The organism is Thalassovita sp. ABM4_323 (assembly GCF_056158665.1).
On sequence record NZ_JBSWTS010000007.1, the window covers coordinates 57,115 to 78,312 of the forward strand.

The 21,198-nt window shown below is 61.1% G+C and carries 20 protein-coding genes and 1 pseudogene; 6 read left to right on the forward strand and 15 right to left on the reverse strand.

The window, feature by feature from the left end:
• Window positions 1-27 precede the first annotated feature (27 nt).
• The 5 genes and pseudogenes from upp to ACXADQ_RS02530 all read right to left on the reverse strand — a co-directional run bounded on the left by upp (window position 28) and on the right by ACXADQ_RS02530 (window position 4,549).
• On the reverse strand, window positions 28-660 hold the full coding sequence (gene upp / locus ACXADQ_RS02510; RefSeq protein ID WP_475314912.1) for a uracil phosphoribosyltransferase: 633 nt from the start codon (window positions 658-660) through the stop codon (window positions 28-30).
• A pseudogene (locus ACXADQ_RS02515) lies at window positions 657-1,638 on the reverse strand (adenosine deaminase). Before ACXADQ_RS02515 ends, upp begins: the two are co-directional and overlap by 4 nt.
• Window positions 1,635-2,846: a phosphopentomutase gene (locus ACXADQ_RS02520; RefSeq protein WP_475314917.1), complete on the reverse strand. Its 1,212-nt coding sequence runs from the start codon at window positions 2,844-2,846 to the stop codon at window positions 1,635-1,637. The pseudogene ACXADQ_RS02515 and the gene ACXADQ_RS02520 overlap by 4 nt, the downstream one beginning before the upstream one ends.
• Window positions 2,846-4,150 carry a thymidine phosphorylase gene (locus ACXADQ_RS02525; protein ID WP_475314921.1) on the reverse strand — a complete coding sequence of 435 codons (1,305 nt, stop codon included), beginning with the start codon at window positions 4,148-4,150 and terminating at the stop codon, window positions 2,846-2,848. Before ACXADQ_RS02525 ends, ACXADQ_RS02520 begins: the two co-directional genes overlap by 1 nt.
• Window positions 4,151-4,156: 6 nt before the next feature.
• A complete protein-coding gene (locus ACXADQ_RS02530) occupies window positions 4,157-4,549 on the reverse strand; it encodes a cytidine deaminase (protein ID WP_475314925.1) in 393 nt (130 codons plus the stop codon).
• 151 nt (window positions 4,550-4,700) lie between these two features.
• Between ACXADQ_RS02530 and ACXADQ_RS02535 the strand changes: the two genes are divergently transcribed.
• The 3 genes from ACXADQ_RS02535 to ACXADQ_RS02545 all read left to right on the forward strand — a co-directional run bounded on the left by ACXADQ_RS02535 (window position 4,701) and on the right by ACXADQ_RS02545 (window position 9,696).
• Window positions 4,701-6,980 carry an NADP-dependent malic enzyme gene (locus ACXADQ_RS02535; protein ID WP_475314929.1) on the forward strand — a complete coding sequence of 760 codons (2,280 nt, stop codon included), beginning with the start codon at window positions 4,701-4,703 and terminating at the stop codon, window positions 6,978-6,980.
• A 282-nt stretch (window positions 6,981-7,262) separates the two neighbouring features.
• On the forward strand, window positions 7,263-9,152 hold the full coding sequence (gene prpE, locus ACXADQ_RS02540; protein ID WP_475314931.1) for a propionate-CoA ligase PrpE: 1,890 nt from the start codon (window positions 7,263-7,265) through the stop codon (window positions 9,150-9,152).
• 148 nt (window positions 9,153-9,300) lie between these two features.
• The gene (locus ACXADQ_RS02545; RefSeq protein WP_475314933.1) at window positions 9,301-9,696 is read left to right on the forward strand and encodes a hypothetical protein; all 396 of its coding nucleotides are present in this window, start codon (window positions 9,301-9,303) and stop codon (window positions 9,694-9,696) included.
• Here the strand turns inward: ACXADQ_RS02545 and ACXADQ_RS02550 are convergent.
• Window positions 9,693-10,454, reverse strand: a complete 762-nt coding sequence (locus tag ACXADQ_RS02550; RefSeq protein ID WP_475314936.1) for an NAD kinase — start codon at window positions 10,452-10,454, stop codon at window positions 9,693-9,695. The genes ACXADQ_RS02545 and ACXADQ_RS02550 overlap by 4 nt on opposite strands.
• 173 nt (window positions 10,455-10,627) lie before the next feature.
• Here ACXADQ_RS02550 and glyA point away from each other — a divergent pair, with 173 nt between their 5' ends.
• Window positions 10,628-11,911: a serine hydroxymethyltransferase gene (gene glyA, locus ACXADQ_RS02555; RefSeq protein WP_475314940.1), complete on the forward strand. Its 1,284-nt coding sequence runs from the start codon at window positions 10,628-10,630 to the stop codon at window positions 11,909-11,911.
• A gap of 147 nt (window positions 11,912-12,058) precedes the next feature.
• On the forward strand, window positions 12,059-12,883 hold the full coding sequence (locus ACXADQ_RS02560; RefSeq protein WP_475314943.1) for a DUF817 domain-containing protein: 825 nt from the start codon (window positions 12,059-12,061) through the stop codon (window positions 12,881-12,883).
• Here ACXADQ_RS02560 and ACXADQ_RS02565 read toward each other — a convergent pair.
• A complete protein-coding gene (locus tag ACXADQ_RS02565) occupies window positions 12,840-13,163 on the reverse strand; it encodes a hypothetical protein (RefSeq protein WP_475314947.1) in 324 nt (107 codons plus the stop codon). The two genes, ACXADQ_RS02560 and ACXADQ_RS02565, sit on opposite strands and share 44 nt — an antisense overlap.
• A gap of 140 nt (window positions 13,164-13,303) precedes the next feature.
• Between ACXADQ_RS02565 and ACXADQ_RS02570 the strand changes: the two genes are divergently transcribed.
• Window positions 13,304-14,065 (forward strand): alpha/beta fold hydrolase, encoded by a 762-nt coding sequence (locus ACXADQ_RS02570; protein WP_475314951.1) that lies wholly within the window; start codon window positions 13,304-13,306, stop codon window positions 14,063-14,065.
• A 77-nt stretch (window positions 14,066-14,142) separates the two neighbouring features.
• On the opposite strand, the gene ACXADQ_RS02575 is transcribed toward ACXADQ_RS02570, so the two are convergent.
• From ACXADQ_RS02575 to ACXADQ_RS02610, 8 genes are all read right to left on the reverse strand, one after another.
• Complete coding sequence (locus tag ACXADQ_RS02575) at window positions 14,143-14,328, reverse strand: CTP synthetase (RefSeq protein ID WP_475314955.1); 186 nt, start codon at window positions 14,326-14,328, stop codon at window positions 14,143-14,145.
• Window positions 14,329-14,474: 146 nt separating this feature from the next.
• The gene (gene katG / locus ACXADQ_RS02580) at window positions 14,475-16,673 is read right to left on the reverse strand and encodes a catalase/peroxidase HPI (protein ID WP_475314958.1); all 2,199 of its coding nucleotides are present in this window, start codon (window positions 16,671-16,673) and stop codon (window positions 14,475-14,477) included.
• 222 nt (window positions 16,674-16,895) lie between these two features.
• A complete protein-coding gene (locus ACXADQ_RS02585; RefSeq protein WP_475314962.1) occupies window positions 16,896-17,462 on the reverse strand; it encodes an antibiotic biosynthesis monooxygenase in 567 nt (188 codons plus the stop codon).
• A 1-nt stretch (window position 17,463) separates the two neighbouring features.
• Window positions 17,464-17,658, reverse strand: coding sequence for a 2-hydroxymuconate tautomerase (locus ACXADQ_RS02590; RefSeq protein WP_475314965.1), 195 nt, complete (start codon window positions 17,656-17,658; stop codon window positions 17,464-17,466).
• A gap of 3 nt (window positions 17,659-17,661) precedes the next feature.
• Complete coding sequence (locus tag ACXADQ_RS02595; RefSeq protein ID WP_475314966.1) at window positions 17,662-18,429, reverse strand: 2-keto-4-pentenoate hydratase; 768 nt, start codon at window positions 18,427-18,429, stop codon at window positions 17,662-17,664.
• Entirely contained in the window at window positions 18,426-19,445 is a 1,020-nt protein-coding gene (dmpG, locus tag ACXADQ_RS02600; protein WP_475314967.1) for a 4-hydroxy-2-oxovalerate aldolase, read from the reverse strand. Before dmpG ends, ACXADQ_RS02595 begins: the two co-directional genes overlap by 4 nt.
• Window position 19,446: 1 nt before the next feature.
• On the reverse strand, window positions 19,447-20,391 hold the full coding sequence (locus tag ACXADQ_RS02605) for an acetaldehyde dehydrogenase (acetylating) (protein ID WP_475314968.1): 945 nt from the start codon (window positions 20,389-20,391) through the stop codon (window positions 19,447-19,449).
• Between the two features lie 4 nt (window positions 20,392-20,395).
• On the reverse strand, window positions 20,396-21,190 hold the full coding sequence (locus tag ACXADQ_RS02610) for a 2-keto-4-pentenoate hydratase (protein ID WP_475314969.1): 795 nt from the start codon (window positions 21,188-21,190) through the stop codon (window positions 20,396-20,398).
• Between the last annotated feature and the right edge of the window lie 8 nt (window positions 21,191-21,198).

The following is a 21,198-nucleotide window of genomic DNA, read 5'->3' on the forward strand; positions in this document are numbered from 1 at the left end:
TTAGCTGTTTGAGTAAAGCACTACGGCTTATTTTGTGCCAAACATCCGATCACCCGCATCACCTAGTCCGGGCATGATATAGCCTTTGTCGTTCAAACAGCGGTCCAAAGCGGCAGTCACGATGGGCACATCGGGGTGTGCTTCTTTCATGCGGGCGACACCTTCGGGGGCGGCCAACAGGCACAAGAAACGGATGTTTTTTGCCCCGGCCTGTTTTAGCAAATCAATCGCCGCCGCCGAGGAATTCCCCGTCGCCAGCATCGGATCAACGGCGATGACCATCCGGTCCTCTAGCGCTTCGGGCACCTTGAAATAATACTGCACGGGTTCCAGTGTTTCTTCGTCGCGATAGAGCCCGACAAAGCCTACACGCGCACCCGGGATCAGTTCCAGAACACCGTCCAGCAGCCCATTTCCGGCCCGCAGAATTGAGACCAGCGCCATCTTTTTCCCCTCAAGAACAGGGGCCTCCATGGTTTCCATGGGGGTTTCGACCGACCGGGTGGTCATCGGCAAACCGCGCGTGATTTCATAGGCCAGAAGCTGGCTGATTTCATGCAGCAACCGGCGGAAACTGGCGGTCGAGGTGTCCTTGTCGCGCATGATCGACAGCTTGTGCTGCACCAGCGGGTGATCAACGACAGTCAGGTGGTCAGTCATGCGCTTTCCAATCGTTTTTTCAGGGCCTCGCGGGTGACATCATCGCAAAAGGCCGCGTCCAGGCTTGTGTGTGTCAGGGCCGCGAAATCCGCGTGGCCCCAGCCGAAGGCGCGCTCCAGCTCTTCGAATTCCCGCGTCATCGTGGTGTGGAAAAACGGCGGGTCATCGGTGGATACAGTCACCTTTACCCCCGCATCGCGCAGCCGCGCAATGGGGTGTTGCGCGAAACTGGGATAAAGTCCAAGCGCCACGTTCGAGCCCGGGCACACCTCGAGCACCGTCCCCGATTCAGCCAGGTGATCGACCAGGGCAGGATCCTCGATCGCGCGAACGCCATGGCCGATCCGCTCGACACCCAGGCTCAACGCCTGCCGGATCGAGTCAGGCCCGCCCCATTCGCCAGCATGGGTGGTCAGGCGCAAACCGGCCTCGCGCGCAATCAAACGCCCAGGCAAAATCGCGCTGCGCGCCCATGGTTTCATCGCCCCCCATCCCGAAGCCCACGATCCAGTCGCCCGCGGTTTCCGCCGCGCAGATCGCGGTTTCCTTGGCCTTGTCGGGCCCGAAATGACGCACGCAGGTGACGATCCCGCGCAAGGTGATCCCCATGTCTTTTTCGGCGTCGTCCGCGGCCTCTTGGATGGCGTGCAGGTATTCGCGCCACGCGCCCAAATCGCGGCCCCCACAGAAATCGGGGCTCAGAAAGCTCTCGGCGTAAATCACGCCATGTTCGGCGCATTGCTCCAGGACCGCGCGGGTCAAACGCTGGTAATCCTGTGGCGATTTCAGGACCTCGGTCGCGGCCTCATAGACCTGCAGGAACCGCTCAAAATCACCAAAGGCATAATGACCGCGCTCGTCGAAGACGCCGTCCAAATTCACGGATTTTTCCTGCGCCAGGCCGCGGATAAACGCAGGGGGGGCGGCCCCTTCGATATGCAGATGCAGTTCGATTTTTGGGATGGATTTCCAGCTCATATAAACGACTTTCCCGGACCTTGTGCAGCCACGCCCAAATGCGCGGCTACCGAGGCAGCTATATCAGAAAACATCACATTGCCAACGGGTTGAGCGCCCAGCCCATGGGCCAAGACCGGGACCCGTTCGCGGGTGTGATCGGTGCCGGACCAGGTCGGGTCATTGCCGTGATCCGCCGTGATCAGCAACAAATCTCCGGTCCGCAACTGCGATATCAGACGGCCGATTTGCGCGTCAAACCACTCCAGCGCGCGCGCATAGCCAGACACGTCGCGCCGATGGCCATACAGGCTGTCGAACTCCACGAAATTGGCGAAGGTCAGGCTGCCGTCTTCGGCGTTTTCCACCAGATCGGTCAGGTGCTGCATCAACTGTGCATCCTCACCTTTGCGCACCTCATCAATGCCCTGCATCGAGAAGATGTCCCCGATTTTTCCGACCCCATAAACGCGCCGACCGGCCTGTTGCACCCAGTCGCACAGGGTCGGGCTGGGCGGCGCGATGGCATAGTCCCGCCGGTTTTTGGTGCGCGTAAAATCCTGCGGCGACGTGCCGACAAAGGGGCGCGCTATCACCCGCCCGACACGCAACGCATGCACCATGGGGGCAATCTGTTCACAAAGCGCCAGCAGGCGATCCAGGCCGAAATGTTGCTCGTGCGCGGCGATCTGCAACACGCTGTCAGCCGAGGTATAGATGATCGGCCAACCGGTTCGAATATGCTGGTCCCCGAAGTCGGCGATGACCTGCGTGCCCGAGGCATGACAATTCGCCAACACCCCAGTGGCGCCACAGATTTCCTGAATTCGATCGGTCACCCGAGCCGGAATTGACGGGATCTGATCAGGGAAATAGTGCCAGTCCCACGGAACCGGCACGCCGGCCAGCTCCCAATGCCCCGAAGGCGTGTCTTTGCCGGGGCTGATCTCGGTTGCGGCGCCCCAAAGGCCACAGGGCGTGGCGGTCAGTCCGGGGGCCTCGGCCCCCGAGGCGAGGCGCACCGCAGCCCCCAATCCCAGCGCATCCAGATGCGGCAGCGTCAGCGCACCACTACGCCCGTTTTCGGCACGCCCAGCCGCACAGTCGGCCGCAATATGCGCCAGCGTATTCGCACCCGTATCCGGAACGTCCCCGTTAAAGAACCGCCCGGCATCCGGGGCCCCGCCGATGCCAACACTGTCCATCACCACAAGAAAGGCACGCGCCATCAACAGATCCTTTCGTGGATAAGCTTGGCGTCCATCTGGGGCGTGTCCGCAATCGTCAAAGCGCGCTGCACCGCGATCACGGCACGCTCTGCTGCGGGCTCGCTCGCTGCATGAACAACGGCCACGGGCGCACCCTTTTCTATCCGCGTGTCCAAAGGTGCAACCTCCGCCAGACCAACCCGTGGGTCCACGCTGTCAGTTTGGACCTTGCGCCCGCCGCCCAGATTGACCACAGCCATTCCCAGCGCAACTCCATCCCACGCGCAGACATATCCCGAGCCCAGAGCAGGAACCGCAATCTGAACAGGCGCGATCGGCAGCATCACGTCCCAGCGTTCCAGAAAATCGCTCGGTCCACCCTGCGCCGCGATCATCTGCGCAAATCGTTCGGCTGCGCGGCCGTCATGGATAGATCGCCTCACAGCTTCGCCCGCTGACTCGCGTGTGTCATACAGCCCCGCATTTGCCAACAGCTCGGCGCCCAAGGCGACCGTCACCTCATATAGCCGCCCCTGTTTTTGCCCGGTCAAAACCTGCATCGCACTGGTGATCTCCAACGCATTGCCCAATTCCGTGGCAAGCGGTTGATCCATATCCGTAATCAAGGCCGAGGTCTTGCATCCCGCGCTATTTGCAGTGGTGACCAACGACTGCGCCAGTTCCCGCGCGTCCTCGCTGGTTTTCATGAACGCGCCCGACCCGACCTTGACGTCCAGAACCAAGCCCTCCAGTCCCGCCGCCAGTTTCTTGGACAGGATCGAGGCGGTGATCAGGTCGATACTTTCGACGGTGCCGGTGACGTCACGCACCGCATACAGCCGTCGGTCTGCCGGAGCAATCTCGGCGCTGGCGCTGACGATGGCGCATCCGATATCGCCGACCACGGCCCGCAGACGCGCGGTTTCCATTTCGGTGCTCAGGCCGGGGATGGATTCCAGTTTGTCCAGCGTTCCGCCGCTGTGTCCCAACCCGCGCCCCGAGATCATGGGCACGGCCGCCCCACAGGCCGCCAATGCCGGCGCCAGGATCAGCGAAACACAGTCCCCCACGCCGCCTGTCGAATGCTTGTCCAATACGGGGCGATCCAGGCCCCAGTTCAACACCTCGCCAGAATCACGCATGGCCTGGGTCAACGCTGTGCGGGCGGTCCGATCCAGCCCGCGGGTGCATACGGCCATCGCAAACGCGCCGGCTTGGGCGTCACTGATGGTCCCGTCCGCCAATCCCGCTGCAAAGGCGCGCAGCGCTTCGGGGTCTGGCGACGCGCCATCCCGCAACCGCATCAAGATCGCGCGGACGTCCATGGGCGCTCAGGTCCGATCCATATGTGACTGGTCGAACGCCCCCGGCAGCAACTCGGCGATGGTCATCGTGGTTTCGGGCCCATCCACCGTGGCCAGACGCACCGTGACATCCGCACGCCCGAACTCGGCCAGTTTCTGGCGGCATCCACCACACGGGGTGACCGGGTGCGGGCTATCAGCGATGACGCAGACCTCGACCAGCTCGGTTTCTCCGGCCGCGATCATGGCTGCGATCGCACCGGCCTCGGCACATGTTCCTTCAGGGTAGGCGACGTTTTCGACGTTGCAGCCCACAAAGACCGCTCCATTGGCCGCGCGAACCGCTGCACCCACTTTGAAATTCGAATAGGGCGCATAGGCGTTTTCGCGCACGGCCCGCGCCGCATCTAATAATGACATGGTGTTTCTCCCTCGTCTTCGGAAAAACTTTGGGACTGGAGTCAATGATTTGCAACCCTGACTGCGGCATAGGGTCTGGGCTGGTCTGGCGTCTCTTTTCAAGCCCAACCATTTAGTTTAAAGCTAAACCAGTTTCGTTCGGGAGGAACAGATGTCCGACAACTCGAAGAAAGCGCTGCGCGATGCGGCGCTGTTTTACCATGAGCACCCCAAACCCGGGAAGCTGGAAATTCGCGCGACCAAGCCGCTGGCCAACGGACGCGACCTAAGCCGCGCCTATTCACCCGGCGTTGCCGAGGCCTGCCTGGAAATCAAGGAAGACCCCGCAAACGCCAGCAAATACACGGCGCGCGGCAACCTTGTGGCCGTTGTTTCCAACGGATCGGCCGTTTTGGGGCTGGGCAACATCGGGGCTTTGGCCAGTAAACCGGTGATGGAAGGCAAGGCCGTCCTGTTCAAAAAGTTCGCCGATATCGATTGTTTTGACATTGAACTAAATGAAACCGACCCCGAGCGCCTGGCCGATCTTGTCTGCGCGCTCGAGCCCACGTTTGGCGCAATCAACCTGGAAGACATCAAAGCTCCGGATTGTTTCATTGTCGAAAAACTGTGCCGCGAGCGAATGAACATTCCGGTTTTCCACGACGACCAGCACGGCACTGCCATTGTTGTGGGCGCTGCCGCGAAAAACGCGCTGCATGTCGCCGGCAAGAAATTCGAAGACATCAAGATTGTCAGCACCGGGGGCGGCGCAGCGGGCATCGCCTGCCTGAACATGCTGCTGAAACTGGGTGTGAAACGTGAAAACGTCTGGCTGTGCGACATTCACGGACTGGTTTATGAGGGCCGGACCGAGGATATGACCGAGCAGAAGGCCGCCTATGCGCAGGACTCGGACAAACGCACCCTGGATGAGGTGATCGACGGCGCGGATATGTTCCTGGGCCTGTCCGGCCCCGGCGTCCTGACGCAGGACATGGTCGCGAAAATGACCAAGCGCCCTGTGATTTTCGCCCTTGCCAACCCGACTCCGGAAATCCTGCCTGAGCTCGCACGCGAGGTGGCCCCCGACGCCATCCTCGCCACCGGCCGCAGCGATTATCCCAACCAGGTGAACAACGTTCTGTGCTTTCCGTTCATCTTCCGCGGGGCGCTGGACGTGGGCGCGACCGAGATCAACGACCAGATGCAGCTGGCCTGTATCGATGGTATCGCCGAGCTGGCCCGCGCAACCACCAGCGCCGAGGCCGCCGCAGCCTATCAGGGCGAACGCCTGACCTTTGGTGTGGACTATCTGATCCCCAAACCGTTTGATCCGCGCCTGTCCAGCGTGGTGTCTTCCTCGGTTGCCAAGGCCGCGATGGAAACCGGCGTGGCCACACGCCCGCTGGACGATCTGGAGGCCTACAAGGCCAAGCTGAACCAGTCTGTGTTTAAATCGGCCCTGCTGATGCGCCCCGTTTTCGAGGCCGCACGCACCGCCAGCCGCCGCATCGTCTTTGCCGAAGGCGAGGACGAACGGGTGCTGCGCACCGCGCAAGCCATGCTGGAAGAAACGACCGAGCAGCCAATTCTGATCGGGCGCCCGGACGTGATCGAGGCCCGCTGTGAACGCGCGGGCCTGAAGGTGCGGCCGGATCGCGATTTCCACGTGGTGAATCCGGAAAGCGACAACCGCTATCGCGACTACTGGACAACCTATCACGAGGTCATGGCCCGCCGCGGCGTTACCCCGGATCTGGCCAAAGCGATCATGCGCACCAACACCACCGCCATCGCCGCCATCATGGTGCATCGCGGCGAGGCCGACAGCCTGATCTGCGGCACCTTCGGTCAGTATCGCTGGCACCTGAACTATGTGACCCAGCTGCTGGCGGATGAGACGCGTCAACCCCATGGGGCTCTGTCGCTGATGATCATGGAGGATCGCCCTCTGTTCATCGCCGACACCCATGTGAACGAAAAATCCACCCCCGAAGAGATCGCCAGAACCACCATCGGCGCGGCCCGTCACGTCCGTCGCTTTGGGCTGGAGCCCAAGATCGCGCTCTGCGCGCAATCGCAATTCGGCAATCTGAACACCGGCACCGGGCTGCGTCAGCGTGCAGCGCTGGAGATCCTGGACAGCCGTCCGCGCGATTTCTGCTATGAAGGCGAGATGAATGTCGACACGGCGCTGGATCCCGAAATCCGTGAACGCGCGCTGCCCAACAGCCGCTTCGCGGGGGCTGCGAACGTGTTGATCTTTGCCAATGCTGATACGGCCAGCGCGGTGCGCAACACGCTGAAGGTTCAGGGCAACGGCCTGGAGGTCGGCCCGATTCTGATGGGCATGGGCAACCGGGCGCATATCGTGTCGCCCTCGATCACTCCGCGCGGATTGCTGAACATGGCCGCCATCGCGGGCACCCCGGTGGCGCAGTACAGCTAGGCCAATCACAACGTCGAAATCCAAGGCGGGCCTCTCGGGGCCCGCTTTTGTATTCTGGGTGCAACTGATTTGCCCTGCGCGCGGAAAAATCAGGAAAATTTGCAAATTTGTCAGTCAGACCGGCATTCTGGTTATATATTCAATATATTTGCAAAGTCATTTCCTCAAAATCACGCAAATTCTGCAAATTTTCTGCGCGATTCTGTCGCTGTCGCCTCAATTTTCTTGCGGGAATCTCTGCTGCTTCGTACCAAAGTTCCAACCTGTAGGAGGAGGCATACAATGGCATACAACGACGTATACAACGCCTGGAAATCGGATCCCGAAGGGTTCTGGATGGAGGCCGCCAAGGCCATCGACTGGGTCAGCGAACCGACCAAGGCCCTGTTCGATGACAATGCGCCTCTGTACGAATGGTTCAAGGACGCCAAGGTCAACACCTGCTGGAACGCGGTGGACCGCCACGTTGAAAATGGCCGTGGCGAGCAAACCGCGATCATCTATGACTCGCCCATCACCCACACCAAACGCGAAATCAGCTATGTCGAGCTGCGCAACCGTGTCGCCAATCTGGCGGGTGCCCTGCGCGCCAAAGGCGTCGAAAAAGGTGACCGCGTCATCATTTATATGCCGATGATCCCCGAAGCGCTGGAGGCCATGCTGGCCTGCGCCCGTCTGGGCGCTGTGCACTCGGTCGTGTTTGGCGGCTTTGCCAGCAACGAACTGGCCGTGCGGATCGACGATGCCAAGCCCAAGGCCATCATCGCGGCCTCCTGCGGGTTGGAGCCGGGCCGCGTGGTCCACTACAAGCCCCTGCTGGACGGCGCCATTGATCTGGCGGAACACAAGCCCGATTTCACTGTTATCTTCCAGCGCGAACAGGAAGTGGCCGAGCTGATCGAGGGCCGCGATTTCAACTGGCACGGCTTCCAATACGGTGTCGAGCCCGCCGAATGCGTTCCGGTCGAGGGCGATCACCCCGCCTATATCCTGTATACCTCGGGCACCACCGGCCAGCCCAAGGGCGTCATCCGTCCCACCGCGGGTCACCTGGTTGCGCTGAACTGGACGATGAAGAACCTCTATAACGTCGATCCGGGCGATGTGTTCTGGGCGGCCTCGGATGTGGGTTGGGTCGTTGGCCACAGCTATATCACCTATGGGCCGCTGGTGCATGGCAACCCGACCATCGTCTTCGAGGGCAAACCCATCGGCACCCCCGATGCGGGCACCTTCTGGCGTGTGATCAGCGAGCACAATGTGAAGTCGTTCTTCACCGCCCCCACCGCCTTCCGCGCGGTGAAACGCGAAGACCCCACCGGCGAGTTCGTCAAGAAATACGATCTTTCCTGTCTTAAACAGGTCTATCTGGCTGGCGAGCGTGCCGACCCCGACACCATCATCTGGGCGCAGGATCAACTGAACGTGCCGGTGATCGACCATTGGTGGCAGACTGAAACCGGTTGGGCCATCGCGGGCAACCCCCTTGGGATCGAAGAGCTGCCCGTCAAACTGGGCAGCCCCGCCGTGCCGATGCCTGGCTATGACGTGCAAATTCTGGACGAAGGTGGCCACCCGATGAAAGCAGGCGAGCTGGGCGCGATTGCGATCAAACTGCCGCTGCCTCCGGGGACGCTGCCTAACCTGTGGAATGCCGAAGACCGGTTCAAGAAATCCTACCTGCAACAGTTCCCCGGCTATTACGAAACCGGTGACGCGGGCATGATCGACGAGGACGGATACCTGTACATTATGGCGCGCACCGATGACGTGATCAACGTCGCCGGTCACCGCTTGTCCACCGGCGGCATGGAAGAAGTTCTGGCCGCCCACCCCGATGTCGCCGAATGCGCCGTGATCGGCGTGACCGATCAGTTGAAAGGCCAGATGCCCGTTGGGTTCCTGTGCCTGAACGCGGGCGCGGATCGTGACCACGCAGATGTGGTCAAAGAAGTCGTCACTATGGTGCGCCAGAAAATCGGCCCCGTGGCTGCGTTTAAACTGGCCGTGGTGGTGGATCGCCTGCCCAAGACGCGCTCGGGCAAGATCCTGCGCGGGACCATGGTGTCGATCGCGGATGGCAAAGAGTTCAAAATGCCTGCCACCATCGACGATCCGGCCATTCTGGACGAAATCAAAGAGGCGCTGCAAACCATCGGCTACGCCAAATAAGCGCGCCAAAATAGTTTAACCCCCGACTGGCCCCGCCTTCGTGCGGGGCTTTTCTTTGGGCAGTGCAACTGGGGGATTGCGCGCGCCTGAATTTGAGAACAAATATAGAACATCTGCAAATCACGATTTGCCTGATGGATCGCACACTATGCTGCTGTTTGACGATTTCGCGCTCGAGCCCGAACCCATTTTCGCGGCCAGCCCCGCGCCGCCGCCCGAACCCGCCTTGCCCCCGCGCGCGGCAGGCGAGCTGATCCGCATCGTCCGCCCCCTGGCTGCCGAAACGCGAGGCGTGCTGATTACGCTTGGCGGTCAGGCTGGCAGCTGTTCGATGGTCCTGCGCACGGCAACGATGCGGCCTGGGCAAGGATATCGCGCGGACCTGACCGTGACGCCCCATTGGCAGACGGTGAACCTGTTGCTGTCCGATTTCACGCCAATTGGCGGCGTGCTGCGCCGCTTGCCCCGCCCGGAAATGCTGCACAGCTATGCAATTCTACCTGAAAGCGGTCGGGTCAACCTGACGCGCGTGCGGTTCTACTAGACGAACTGCTCTCGAATCAGGCGCTCTTCCAGACCGTGGCCGGGATCGAACAGGATGCGATGCGCGATATCGGGCTCCGAGCGGATTTCGACGCTGATCACATCCTCGACCGAGTTGCTGTCCGCATCCGCCATCACCGGGCGCTTGTCGGGATCCACCACGTCAAAGCGCACATTCGCGGTTTTTGGCAACAGCGCCCCGCGCCAGCGCCGTGGCCGGAACGGCGCGATCGCCGTCAGCGCCAGAACATCCGAGCCGATCGGCAGAATTGGCCCATGCGCCGAATAGTTATAGGCCGTCGACCCCGCAGGTGTGGCCAGCAGCGCACCGTCACAGACCAGCTCTTCCATCCGCAGCCGGCCATCCACGGTAATCCGCAACCGCGCTGCCTGAGGCCCGGCCCGCAGCACCGAAACCTCGTTGATCGCCAAGGCCTGATGAACCGAGCCATCCACGCAAGTTGCCTTCATTGACAAGGGGTTGATCACGGCCTCTTCGGCATCCGACAGCCGGTCCAGCAGGTCGCTTTCGGCGTATTCATTCATCAGGAATCCGACCGTCCCGCGATTCATCCCGTAGACCGGCACGTCCAGATGCTGGGTGCGGTGCAAGGTCTGCAACATGAACCCATCCCCGCCAAGAGCAACGATCACATTCGCGTCTTCTTCGGGGATTGTGCCATAGCGGCTGACCAGCGCCGCGCGCGCGGTTTGCGCCGTGTGTGCCTCACTGGCTGTAAATGCGATGCGTAGCGTCATGCCTGCCCTGCCTTGTTTCCGAAGCGGCTCAAACCTTTCCTAATCGAACCACAAGTTCGCAGTAGGCACCAGCCCTGCCGCCATCAACTGCCGCATGGTCGCATTCGGGTCTTCCTTATGTGTCATGATTCCTTTAGGTACGCGCCATCCAACTGCCATGACGGAGCATATGAATGTCCGATTCCGGTTTCTTCACCGAAGCGCTTGCCTCGCGCGACCCCGAACTTTTCCAGTCGATCACTGATGAACTGGGCCGCCAGCGCCACGAGATCGAGCTGATCGCGTCCGAAAACATCGTTTCGGCCGCCGTGATGGAGGCCCAGGGCTCTGTCATGACCAACAAATACGCCGAAGGGTACCCCGGCCGTCGCTACTATGGCGGTTGCCAGTACGTGGACGTCGCCGAAACCCTGGCCCGTGACCGCGCCAAAGAGCTGTTCGGCTGTGCCTATGCCAATGTGCAGCCCAACTCGGGCTCGCAGGCCAACCAGGGGGCTTTCACCGCGCTGATCAAGCCCGGCGACACCATTCTGGGCATGAACCTGGCCTCGGGCGGTCACCTGACCCACGGTGCGGCCCCCAACCAGTCGGGCAAATGGTTCAACGCCATTCAGTACGGCGTGCGCAAGCAGGACAACCTGATCGACTATGACCAGGTTCAGGAACTGGCCACCGAGCATCAGCCCAAGCTGATCATCGCGGGTGGTTCGGCCATCCCGCGTCAGATCGATTTCGCCAAGTTCCGCGAGATCGCCGACAGCGTTGGCGCCTACCTGATGGTCGACATGGCCCACTTTGCCGGTCTGGTCGCCGCGGGCGAGCATCCCTCGCCCTTCCCCTATGCCGACGTGGCCACCACCACCACCCACAAAACCCTGCGCGGTCCACGTGGCGGCATGATCCTGACCAACGATCCCGAGATCGCCAAGAAGGTCAACTCGGCCATCTTCCCCGGTATTCAGGGCGGTCCGCTGATGCACGTGATCGCCGCCAAGGCCGTGGCCTTTGGCGAGGCGCTGCGCCCCGAGTTCAAGACCTACCAGAAACAGGTGCGGGCAAACGCCGTGGCCCTGTCTGATCAGCTGATGAAGGGCGGTCTGGACATCGTCACCGGTGGCACCGACACGCACGTGATGCTGGTCGACCTGCGCCCCAAAGGCGTCAAAGGCAACGCGACCGAGGATGCCTTGGGCCGCGCCCACATCACCTGCAACAAAAACGGTATCCCGTTTGACCCGGAAAAGCCGATGGTCACCTCGGGCATCCGTCTGGGCACCCCGGCCGGCACCACCCGTGGCTTTGGCGAGGCCGAGTTCCGCCAGATCGCCGACTGGATCGTCGAAGTGGTCGACGGGCTGGCCGCCAATGGTGAAGACGGCAACGCCGAGGTCGAAGCCAAGGTGAAAGCCGAGGTCGAAGCCCTGTGCGAAAAGTTCCCGCTGTACCCGAACCTGTAATCGGGTCAGACGCCTGAACACGCGCCGCCGCTGGACAGACCTGCGGCGGCGTTTTTATATGGGGCATTCTGAAATTCATTTTGTTAGCCCATTATGCCCGAACACGCCCCTCAAGCCCTTGGAATCGAACGCCATTTAGGTGACTGGATGCGTGCCCGCCTGCCCCATTGGGCGGTCGAGTTTGTGATGTTCGTGCTGAAACAAGGTTGGGCCTGTCTGTTCGGCATCTGCCTGTTGGGCGCAATTCTGCTGACCCGCGCGATCTGGCAATCCGACTGGGCGATCCACCGCTATGACTTTCTGGTGGTGGTCGCTGTGGGGTTGCAGGCGCTGTTTCTGGCGCTCAAGCTCGAAAGCTGGGACGAGGCGCGCGTCATCGCCCTGTTCCACCTGACCGGCACCGCGATGGAGCTGTTCAAGGTCCACGCGGGCAGTTGGTCCTATCCTGAACCGGGGCTGCTGAAACTGATGGGTGTGCCGCTGTTTTCAGGCTTCATGTATGCCAGCGTCGGCAGCTACATGGCGCGGGTGATCCGCCTGTTTGACATGCAGTTCGCGCCCTACCCGCCGTTCTGGACCACGCTGGTTCTGGCCTCTGCGATCTATGTGAACTTCTTTGCGCATCACTTCCTGCCCGACATCCGTGTGGCCTTGTTCGCGGCCACGCTGATCCTGTTTCTGCGCACCCGGATCTGGTTCCGCATCGGTGACAATTGGTACTGGATGCCCCTGCCGCTGGCTGCCTTTCTGTCCAGTTTCTTCCTATGGCTGGCCGAGAATATCGGGACGATGACGGGCACGTGGCTGTATGCCGGGCAGAACCCGCTGGATCAGGTGAGCTTTGCCAAGATGGGGTCGTGGTATCTGCTGCTGTATGTCAGCTTTGTCACCGTGACGGTTGTGTTTCGCGGCGCGCTTCACCGCCAGGCTATAGATACCCGCGCCACACCAGCCACACCATCAGAACAATAAACACCACCAACAGGTTAAAGCTGATACTGCCCAAAGTGGACAGGATCAGCCCTTTGCGTCGATCCGCAACGTCGATCGCCGACAGGTATTCTGTCAGGGTCGCGAATTGCGCCTGAAGCTGGTCAGAATCGAGCATGCGCATCAGCTTGGGGTGCCCGGCTTGCTGTCGCGCGTGCTTGAAACCCTCGGCTGCTTTTTTCACCGCTGCGGGCGCGCGGCGCAGTGATTTGTCGAGGCGCAGATCAAACGAGCCGTCCTTCTGGCCGGTTTTCTCGGCCATCAGTTTGTCCAATGCGGACTCCATCCGAATTAGGGATTTTTGCTCAATCACTTGTACATACCTCGGCCACAGAATAGCGCAGGCCCGGGACGGCGACAATCATACTGGCCATCGTTTCCGCAAGGCGGTATCAAACGGCCATGCTGAACCAGATTATCCACGGTGAGAAAACCGACCAGCCCGACCTGTTGATTGTTCACGGCCTTTATGGCTCGGGGCGCAATTGGGGCGTGATTTCCAAGCGTCTTTCGGACGGGCGCCGGGTCATTGCCGTGGATCAGCGCAACCATGGTTTCAGCCCCTGGAGCGATCAGCACGGCTACCCTGATATGGCCCAGGACCTGGCCGAGGTGATCCGCACCAATGGTGCGCCCATGGATGTGATCGGCCATTCAATGGGTGGCAAGGCGGCGATGGTGCTGGCCATCACCCACCCCGAACTGGTGAACTCTCTGGTTGTTGCAGATATCGCGCCCGTATCCTATGGGCATTCACAGGGACACTATATCACCGCGATGAAATCGGTGGATCTGGACGCGGTTCAAAAACGCTCGGACGCCGAGGCGCAGCTGCGCGACAAGGTCGATGATCCCACCCTGCCGGTGTTCTTTACCCAGTCGCTGGATGTGGCCGGCAAGAAATGGCGTCTGAACCTGGACGCGCTGGCGGCCGAGATGCCGAAAATCCTGTCTTTCCCTGAAATCGAGGGGCAGTTTGACGGGCCGACGCTGTTCTTGGCGGGGGCCAAGTCGGACTATGTCCTGCCCGAGCATCGCAGCAAGATCAAATCCCTGTTTCCAAACGCAAGTTTCGCGAAAATCCCCGGTGCGGGGCATTGGCTGCATGCCGAAAAGCCCCGTGAATTCGAGGCCGCGATGCGCGTGTGGCTAGAACGGTCATAAAAAGGCGACGACAGCCCTGATGGGGACCCCTCCCTCGCACTGTCGTCGCCGGTTTCGCCGTAGCGAAACAACCCAAGTCAGTTGTTTTCCACGATACCTTTGGCCACCAAATAGGTGACCGGAACCGCCAGAATCGCGCCCACTGCGGCCGCGACCAGAATTGGTTGCAGCGTGTCATAGCCCATCGTCAGTGCCGCGATCACCAAGGTGCCCGCCACGGTGGTGCCGATCAATGAATACAGAATAGAAGCAAGTCTCAGCATGATGCCCTCGCACAGTCTGACGCGTGTCCTGATTGATGCATAAAGGATTCGGAATATCTGTACTTTGATCTGTGTCAGTCGGGCGCCAGGAACAAAAAAACGCGGCAGTTTCCTGCCGCGTTTTTTGTTTCTGATTTGTGGCCAGATCAGCCGAGATCAAAGCGATCCGCGTTCATCACCTTGGTCCAGGCGGCCACGAAATCGGACACGAACTTGTCCTTGCTGTCAGCCTGCGCATAGAGCTCGGACAGGGCGCGCAGTTGCGAATTCGAGCCAAAGACCAGATCCACGCGGGTGCCCGTCCACTTGGCGGCGCCCGTCGCACGGTCGCGGCCTTCGAAGGCTTCACCATGCTCATCCGTGGCGCTCCATTCGGTGCCCATATCCAGGATATTGGTAAAGAAATCCTGGGTCAGCTGTCCGGGGCGATCGGTCAGAACGCCATGGGTCGAACCGTTGGCATTGCCTCCGATCACGCGCAGCCCCCCGACCAGCACGGTCATTTCCGGCGCTGACAGGCCCAGCAGTTGCGCCTTGTCGACCAGCAGCTCCTCGGACGGAACGGAATAGGCCGTTTTCAGATAGTTGCGGAACCCATCGGCGACGGGCTCCAGCACGTCGAAGCTGTCGGCATCGGTCTGATCATCGCTGGCATCCGCGCGCCCACCGGTGAAAGGCACGTCAACGGCATGGCCGGCCGCTTTGGCCGCATCCTCGACCCCGACACAGCCCCCCAGTACGATCAGATCAGCCAGCGACACGGGCTTGCCGAAATCTTGCTGGATGCCCTCATAGACCGTCATCACGCGGTCCAGTTGGGCGGGGTTGTTGGCCTCCCAGTCTTTTTGCGGAGCCAAGCGCAGACGCGCGCCATTCGCGCCGCCGCGCTTGTCCGAACCCCGGAAGGTCGAAGCCGAGGCCCAAGCGGTTTGCACCAGTTCGCCGGTGGTCAGGCCGCTTTCACGGATTTCCGCCTTCAGCGCAGCCACATCCGCATCCGAGGGCGTGTAATCCGCCGCCGGAATCGGATCCTGCCAGATCAGGTCTTCGGCGGGCACCTCAGCCCCCAGATAGCAGGCTTTGGGCCCCATATCGCGGTGAGTCAGCTTGAACCAGGCCCGGGCAAAGGCATCGGCGAATTCGTCGGGGTTCTCGTGGAACCGCTTGGAAATCGGGCCATAGATCGGGTCGAACTTCATCGCCATGTCGGCTGTGGTCATCAACAGACGATGGGTGCGCTCGCCGGTTTCCGGATCGGGCGCCATGTCTTCGGGTTTGGGGTTGATCGGCGTCCACTGATTGGCGCCGGCGGGGCTTTTGGTCAGTTCCCAGTCATAGCCGAACAGCACGTCGAAATAGCCATTGTCCCAGGTGGTTGGGTTTGGCGTCCAGGCGCCCTCGATCCCGCTGGTGATGGCGTCGCGCCCTTTACCGCTGCCGTGGGTGCTGAGCCAGCCAAAGCCCATCGCCTCAAGTGGGGCGGCTTCGGGGTCGGGGCCAACCAGATCAGCGTCACCCGCACCATGGGCCTTGCCAAAGGTGTGACCACCCGCCGTCAGGGCCACGGTTTCCTCGTCGTTCATGGCCATACGGGCAAAGGTTTCGCGAATGTCCTTGCCGCTGGCGATCGGATCGGGGTTTCCGTCCGGGCCTTCGGGGTTCACATAGATCAAGCCCATCTGCACGGCGGCCAAGGGGTTTTCCAGATCGCGCTCGCCCGTGTAGCGGCTGTTGGTGCCGCCGCTGGGGGCCAGCCATTCATCCTCGGCGCCCCAATAGATATCTTCCTCGGGAGCCCAGATATCCGGGCGACCACCACCAAAGCCAAAGGTGGTCCCGCCCATATGTTCGATCGCGCAGTTGCCGGCCAGCACGAACAGATCCGCCCAGGAAATCTGGTTGCCGTATTTCTGCTTGATCGGCCACAGCAGACGGCGCGCTTTGTCCAGGTTGCCATTGTCCGGCCAGCTGTTGAGCGGTGCGAACCGCTGGTTCCCGGTCGAGGCCCCACCCCGGCCATCGCCCGTCCGATAGGTGCCCGCCGCATGCCAGGACATCCGGATAAACAGCCCGCCGTAATGTCCATAATCCGCAGGCCACCAGTCCTGACTGTCGGTCATCAGCGCATAGAGATCATCCTTGAGTGCCTTCAGATCCAGCTTGGAAAAGGCTTCGGCATAGTTGAACTCGCCGCCCATGGGGTCGGACTTGGCCGAGTGCTGATGCAAGATGCCAAGGTTCAGCTGATTGGGCCACCAGTCCTTGTTCGACCGGGTGGAAAACCGGGTATTGCCGCCATGCATAACCGGGCATTTGCCGCCGTCGATTGGATTATTTCCGTCCATGATACGCTCCGTTGGGTCACTCTGGGTCACATTGGTTCAGCGCAAGGGATCAGGAAAAGACGACTGTGGGTTCGGGCAAGCCTGCGCTTGCCCGTTGCGAAATGCTCAGCCGTGGGGCCGGATTTCCTCCTCCTTGCCTGAATAGCCTAGCAAGGGATTTTGATCAGAAGAAATTATATTTATTCATTCATGCAATAGTTTTGCATTATCGCATGATGGGATTCAGGCAAACAACCAGCCGCGCAGCAGCCTGGTGACGCGGGGCATGACCAGATAGGTCATCAGCAAAACCTGGATCACCGCGATCAGCAATGTGCGCGCGAAATGGGGCCAGTCCGAGGTCAGCGGCAGGATCAACAATTGCAGCGGAAACACGATGGCAAAGACCACAACAATCAACGTGATCGCCATTTTCCATTGCGGCGCGTGTTTTTGCACTGGCACTTCGGGCAGATCAAACCAGGCCTCCAGCCCGGTGACACGGCGGGTTTCGGCCTCGCCTTCGACAATGCCTTTCAATTGCCAGACCCAGTGCTGACGGGTGTCTGATTTTTCCCAGGCCTCGCAATGCGCCCAGCTGTCAAAGCGATAGATCAGCACATAGCGCCCGTCCGTCGCGCCCGAGGGCCGCAGGATATTCACCCCCATATGGCCGGGGAAATCGCTGGCGGCCTCGATGATGCCGTGCAGCCAGGTTTCGTATTCGCCCTCGCGCCCGGGTTTGACCCGGCGCGAGATCGAAACGGTGACCGGGCCTTCCTGGCCCGGTTCGACAAGGTGTTCGCTCATGTCAGTCGTCCGGTGCGGGGAATTTCGGCGTGCCGCCAACGCCCCAATGATGGCCCGGTACCTCGCGCAGGACCACGCGGATGGTTTCGATGGGCGCGCCGGTGGTCTCGGCAGCGGCCTCGGTCAGCTTGGCAATCAGCTGTTCCTTGACCACGTTCGAGCGTCCCTCGATCATGGTGACGTCGATAAACGGCATCCCTTAGTCCCCCACATTGAAGGCGACCGTGCCCATGTTTTCCACGTCCAGCGTCACCGCCTGCCCCGAGGCCATCGGAATAGCCGCCGTGGCCCCACCGGCCAGAACGATGTCACCGGCGTTCAGCTGTTCTCCGCTGGCGGCCACCATGCGTGCAGCCGCAACCAGCGAGCGCACAGGATGCCCAAGGATCGCGGCGGTAGATCCGATTTCACCCGCGACACCATCAATCGACAGCACCATGCCCAGATTCGAGATATCCAGATCGGGCGCATACCAGTTGCCCAGCACAAACCCCGAGGACGAGGAATTGTCAGCAATCACATCGCCCACGTCGAACTTGAAGTTCTTATACCGGCTATCGATGATTTCCAGCGCCGGAGCGATGGCCTCGACGGCGGACATTGCCTCCATCGGGGACACTTCTCCGGCCAGCGGCTTTTTCATCAAGAAGGCGATTTCAGGCTCAACGCGCGGATGCACATAGTCAGCCATAGATACGGTGCCGCCTTCTTCTTCGCGCATCCCGTCTGTCAGACGCCCCCAGATCACGTCTTCGACGCCCACCTGGAGCATCTTGGCGCGGCTGGTCAGGCCCATCTTGATGCCAACGCGTTTTTCCCCACGGGCATAGCGGCGCTGCATCGAGAGCGCCTGGATGGCATAGGCCGTCTCCATGCTGATCGGGGTCTCATCCGAGAATTGCGGGATATCGGTGGCGGTGCGCGCGGCCTCGTCCACGATTTCGGCGAATTTGGTCAGGTCGGTCATGCGGCGGCCTCCTTGGCTTTGATCATGTCCAGAGCAACGTCAACGATCATGTCTTCCTGACCGCCGACCATGCCGCGCGTGCCCAGTTCCACCAGGATTTCGCGGGTGTCCAGACCATAGAGTTCTGCGGCTTTTTCAGCGTGGCGCAGGAAGGACGAATAGACCCCGGCATAGCCCAGCGTCATGGTTTCGCGGTCCACACGTACCGGGCGATCCTGCAACGGACGCACCAGCGTTTCGGCAGCGTCTTGCAGTTTGAACAGATCGCAGTTGTGCTCCCATCCGTACAGATTGGCGACGGCGATGAAGGCCTCGATCGGGCAGTTGCCCGCGCCCGCGCCCATCCCGGCCAGCGACGCGTCCACACGGAAGGCCCCGTTTTCGACGGCCACGACCGAGTTCGCCACGGACAGCGACAGGTTTTCATGCATATGCGCGCCGCGCTGAGTTTCGGGTTTCAGCACCTTGTCATAGGCGTCGAACCGGTCAGCCACGTCTTTCATGGTCAGCCGCCCACCACTGTCAGTGCAGTACACGCAATCGGCGCCATAGCTTTCCATCATCGCGGCTTGTTCGGCCAGCTTTTCCGGAGTGTTCATGTGGGACATCATCAGGAAACCGGACACGTCCATGCCCATGTCCTTAGCCGCTGCGATATGCTGGGCCGATACGTCGGCCTCGGTGCAGTGGGTGGCCACGCGGACAGACTGAACGCCCAGATCGCGGACGCGTTTCAGATCCTCGATGGTGCCGATGCCGGGCAGCAACAGAGTGGTCAGCTTGGCGTTTTTACAGACCTTGGCGGCCTCGGAAATCCAGGCCTCGTCGGTGCATTTGCCGAAACCATAGTTAAAGGTGGACCCGGTGATGCCGTCGCCATGGGCAACCTCAATGGCGTCTACACGAGCCTCGTCCAGGGCCTGAGCGATGTCACGCACATGGCCCAGATCATATTGGTGGCGCACCGCGTGCATCCCGTCACGCAGGGTGACGTCTTGGATATAAAGCTTGGTCATTTTATGCGGCCTCCTTCACCCAGTCGCGTTTGATGGCCAGACGTTCGGCGGTTTTCATCGCGGCCGAGGTCATGATGTCCAGGTTCCCGGCATAGGCGGGCAGATAGTGTGCCGCGCCTTCGACCTCGAGGAAGATCGAGACCTTCAGCCCGGTGAAATCACCGCCCATTTCGGGGATGTGCAGCGGATCGTTCGAGCCGATATGTTCGAACTGCACCTCTTGTTTCAGGCGATATCCGGGCACATAGGATTGCACGTCTTCAACCATCTGCTGCACGGATTTGCGAATCTCATCCGTGTCGGCCTCGTCGCACAGGCAATAGACCGTGTCGCGCATGATCATCGGCGGCTCGGCCGGATTCAGGATGATGATCGCCTTCCCACGCCCCGCGCCTCCCACGGCCTGAATGGCGTGGGCAGTCGTCTCGGTGAACTCGTCAATATTGGCGCGGGTGCCCGGACCAGCGGAACGCGAGCTGATCGAGGCGACGATCTCGCCGTAGCGGACCGGCGAGACTTGGTTAACGGCAGCAACCATCGGAATCGTGGCCTGACCCCCGCAAGTGACCATGTTCACGTTGCTTTCAGACAGGTTGGCGTCGATGTTCACCGCGGGCACCGTGAAGGGGCCAATCGCAGCGGGCGTCAGGTCGATCACCTGTTTGCCGTCTTTTTGCAGGATCTCGTTGTGGTGCTTGTGCGCCCCGGCCGAGGTCGCATCGAACACCACGCGGATATCGGCATATTCGGGCAGCTTGGTCAGCCCGTCGATGCCTTCGTGGGTGGTGGCCACGCCCAGGCGTTTGGCGCGGGCCAACCCGTCCGAGGCCGGATCAATCCCCACCATCGCCCCCATTTCCAGGACGTTGGACATCCGCATGATCTTGATCATCAGGTCGGTGCCGATATTGCCCGAGCCGATGATGGCGCATTTAATCTTGCTCATCTGGTTATTCCTTCGCAAAGGCGGCGCGGACCGAGCCCAGGCCGTTGATACGTGCTTCGAAAACATCACCGGGTTCGGCGGCCACCATCGGCCCCAAAGCGCCGGACAGAACCACATCGCCCGGCCCCAAAGGACGGCCAGCAGCGGCCATCGTGCGGGCCAGCCACAGGGTGGCGTTCAGCGGGCTGCCCATGCAGGCCGCCCCCGCGCCAACGCTGACGGGTTGGTTGTTGCGGAACATCACCATGCCGCACAGGCGCGGGTCGAAATCGCCCACGCGCTTGGGGGTCTGGCCCAGAACGTACAGCCCGGACGAGGCATTGTCGGCAATGGTGTCGGTGATGCGGATATCCCAATCGGCCACGCGGCTGCCGACAACTTCCAGCGCTGGCACGACATAGCCAATCGAGGCCAGCAGATCGACCATGGTGATATGCTGCCCGGTCAGCGGCGCGGCGATCACATAGGCGATCTCGGCCTCGACCTTGGGTTGGTGCAGACGGCTTTGCGGGATTTCCTCGCCGTCCATGTACTCCATGTCGGCAAACAGCAGGCCATAGTCCGGCTGGTCCACGCCCAGCTGGGTTTGCACCGCTTTCGAGGTCAGGCCGATCTTGCGGCCCGACAGGACGCGTTCTTCGCCGCCCAGCCAACGCTTGGTGTTGATCTCTTGCACGGCATAGGCGGCATCAACGTCGCCGTCGTCCAGAAGGTCACGAATGGGGGCGCCGGGGACACCGGTTTCCCAGGCCTGCCACAGACGGTCGGCGGCCTCTTGGATTTTGGATTGGTCAGTCATTGTTCGTC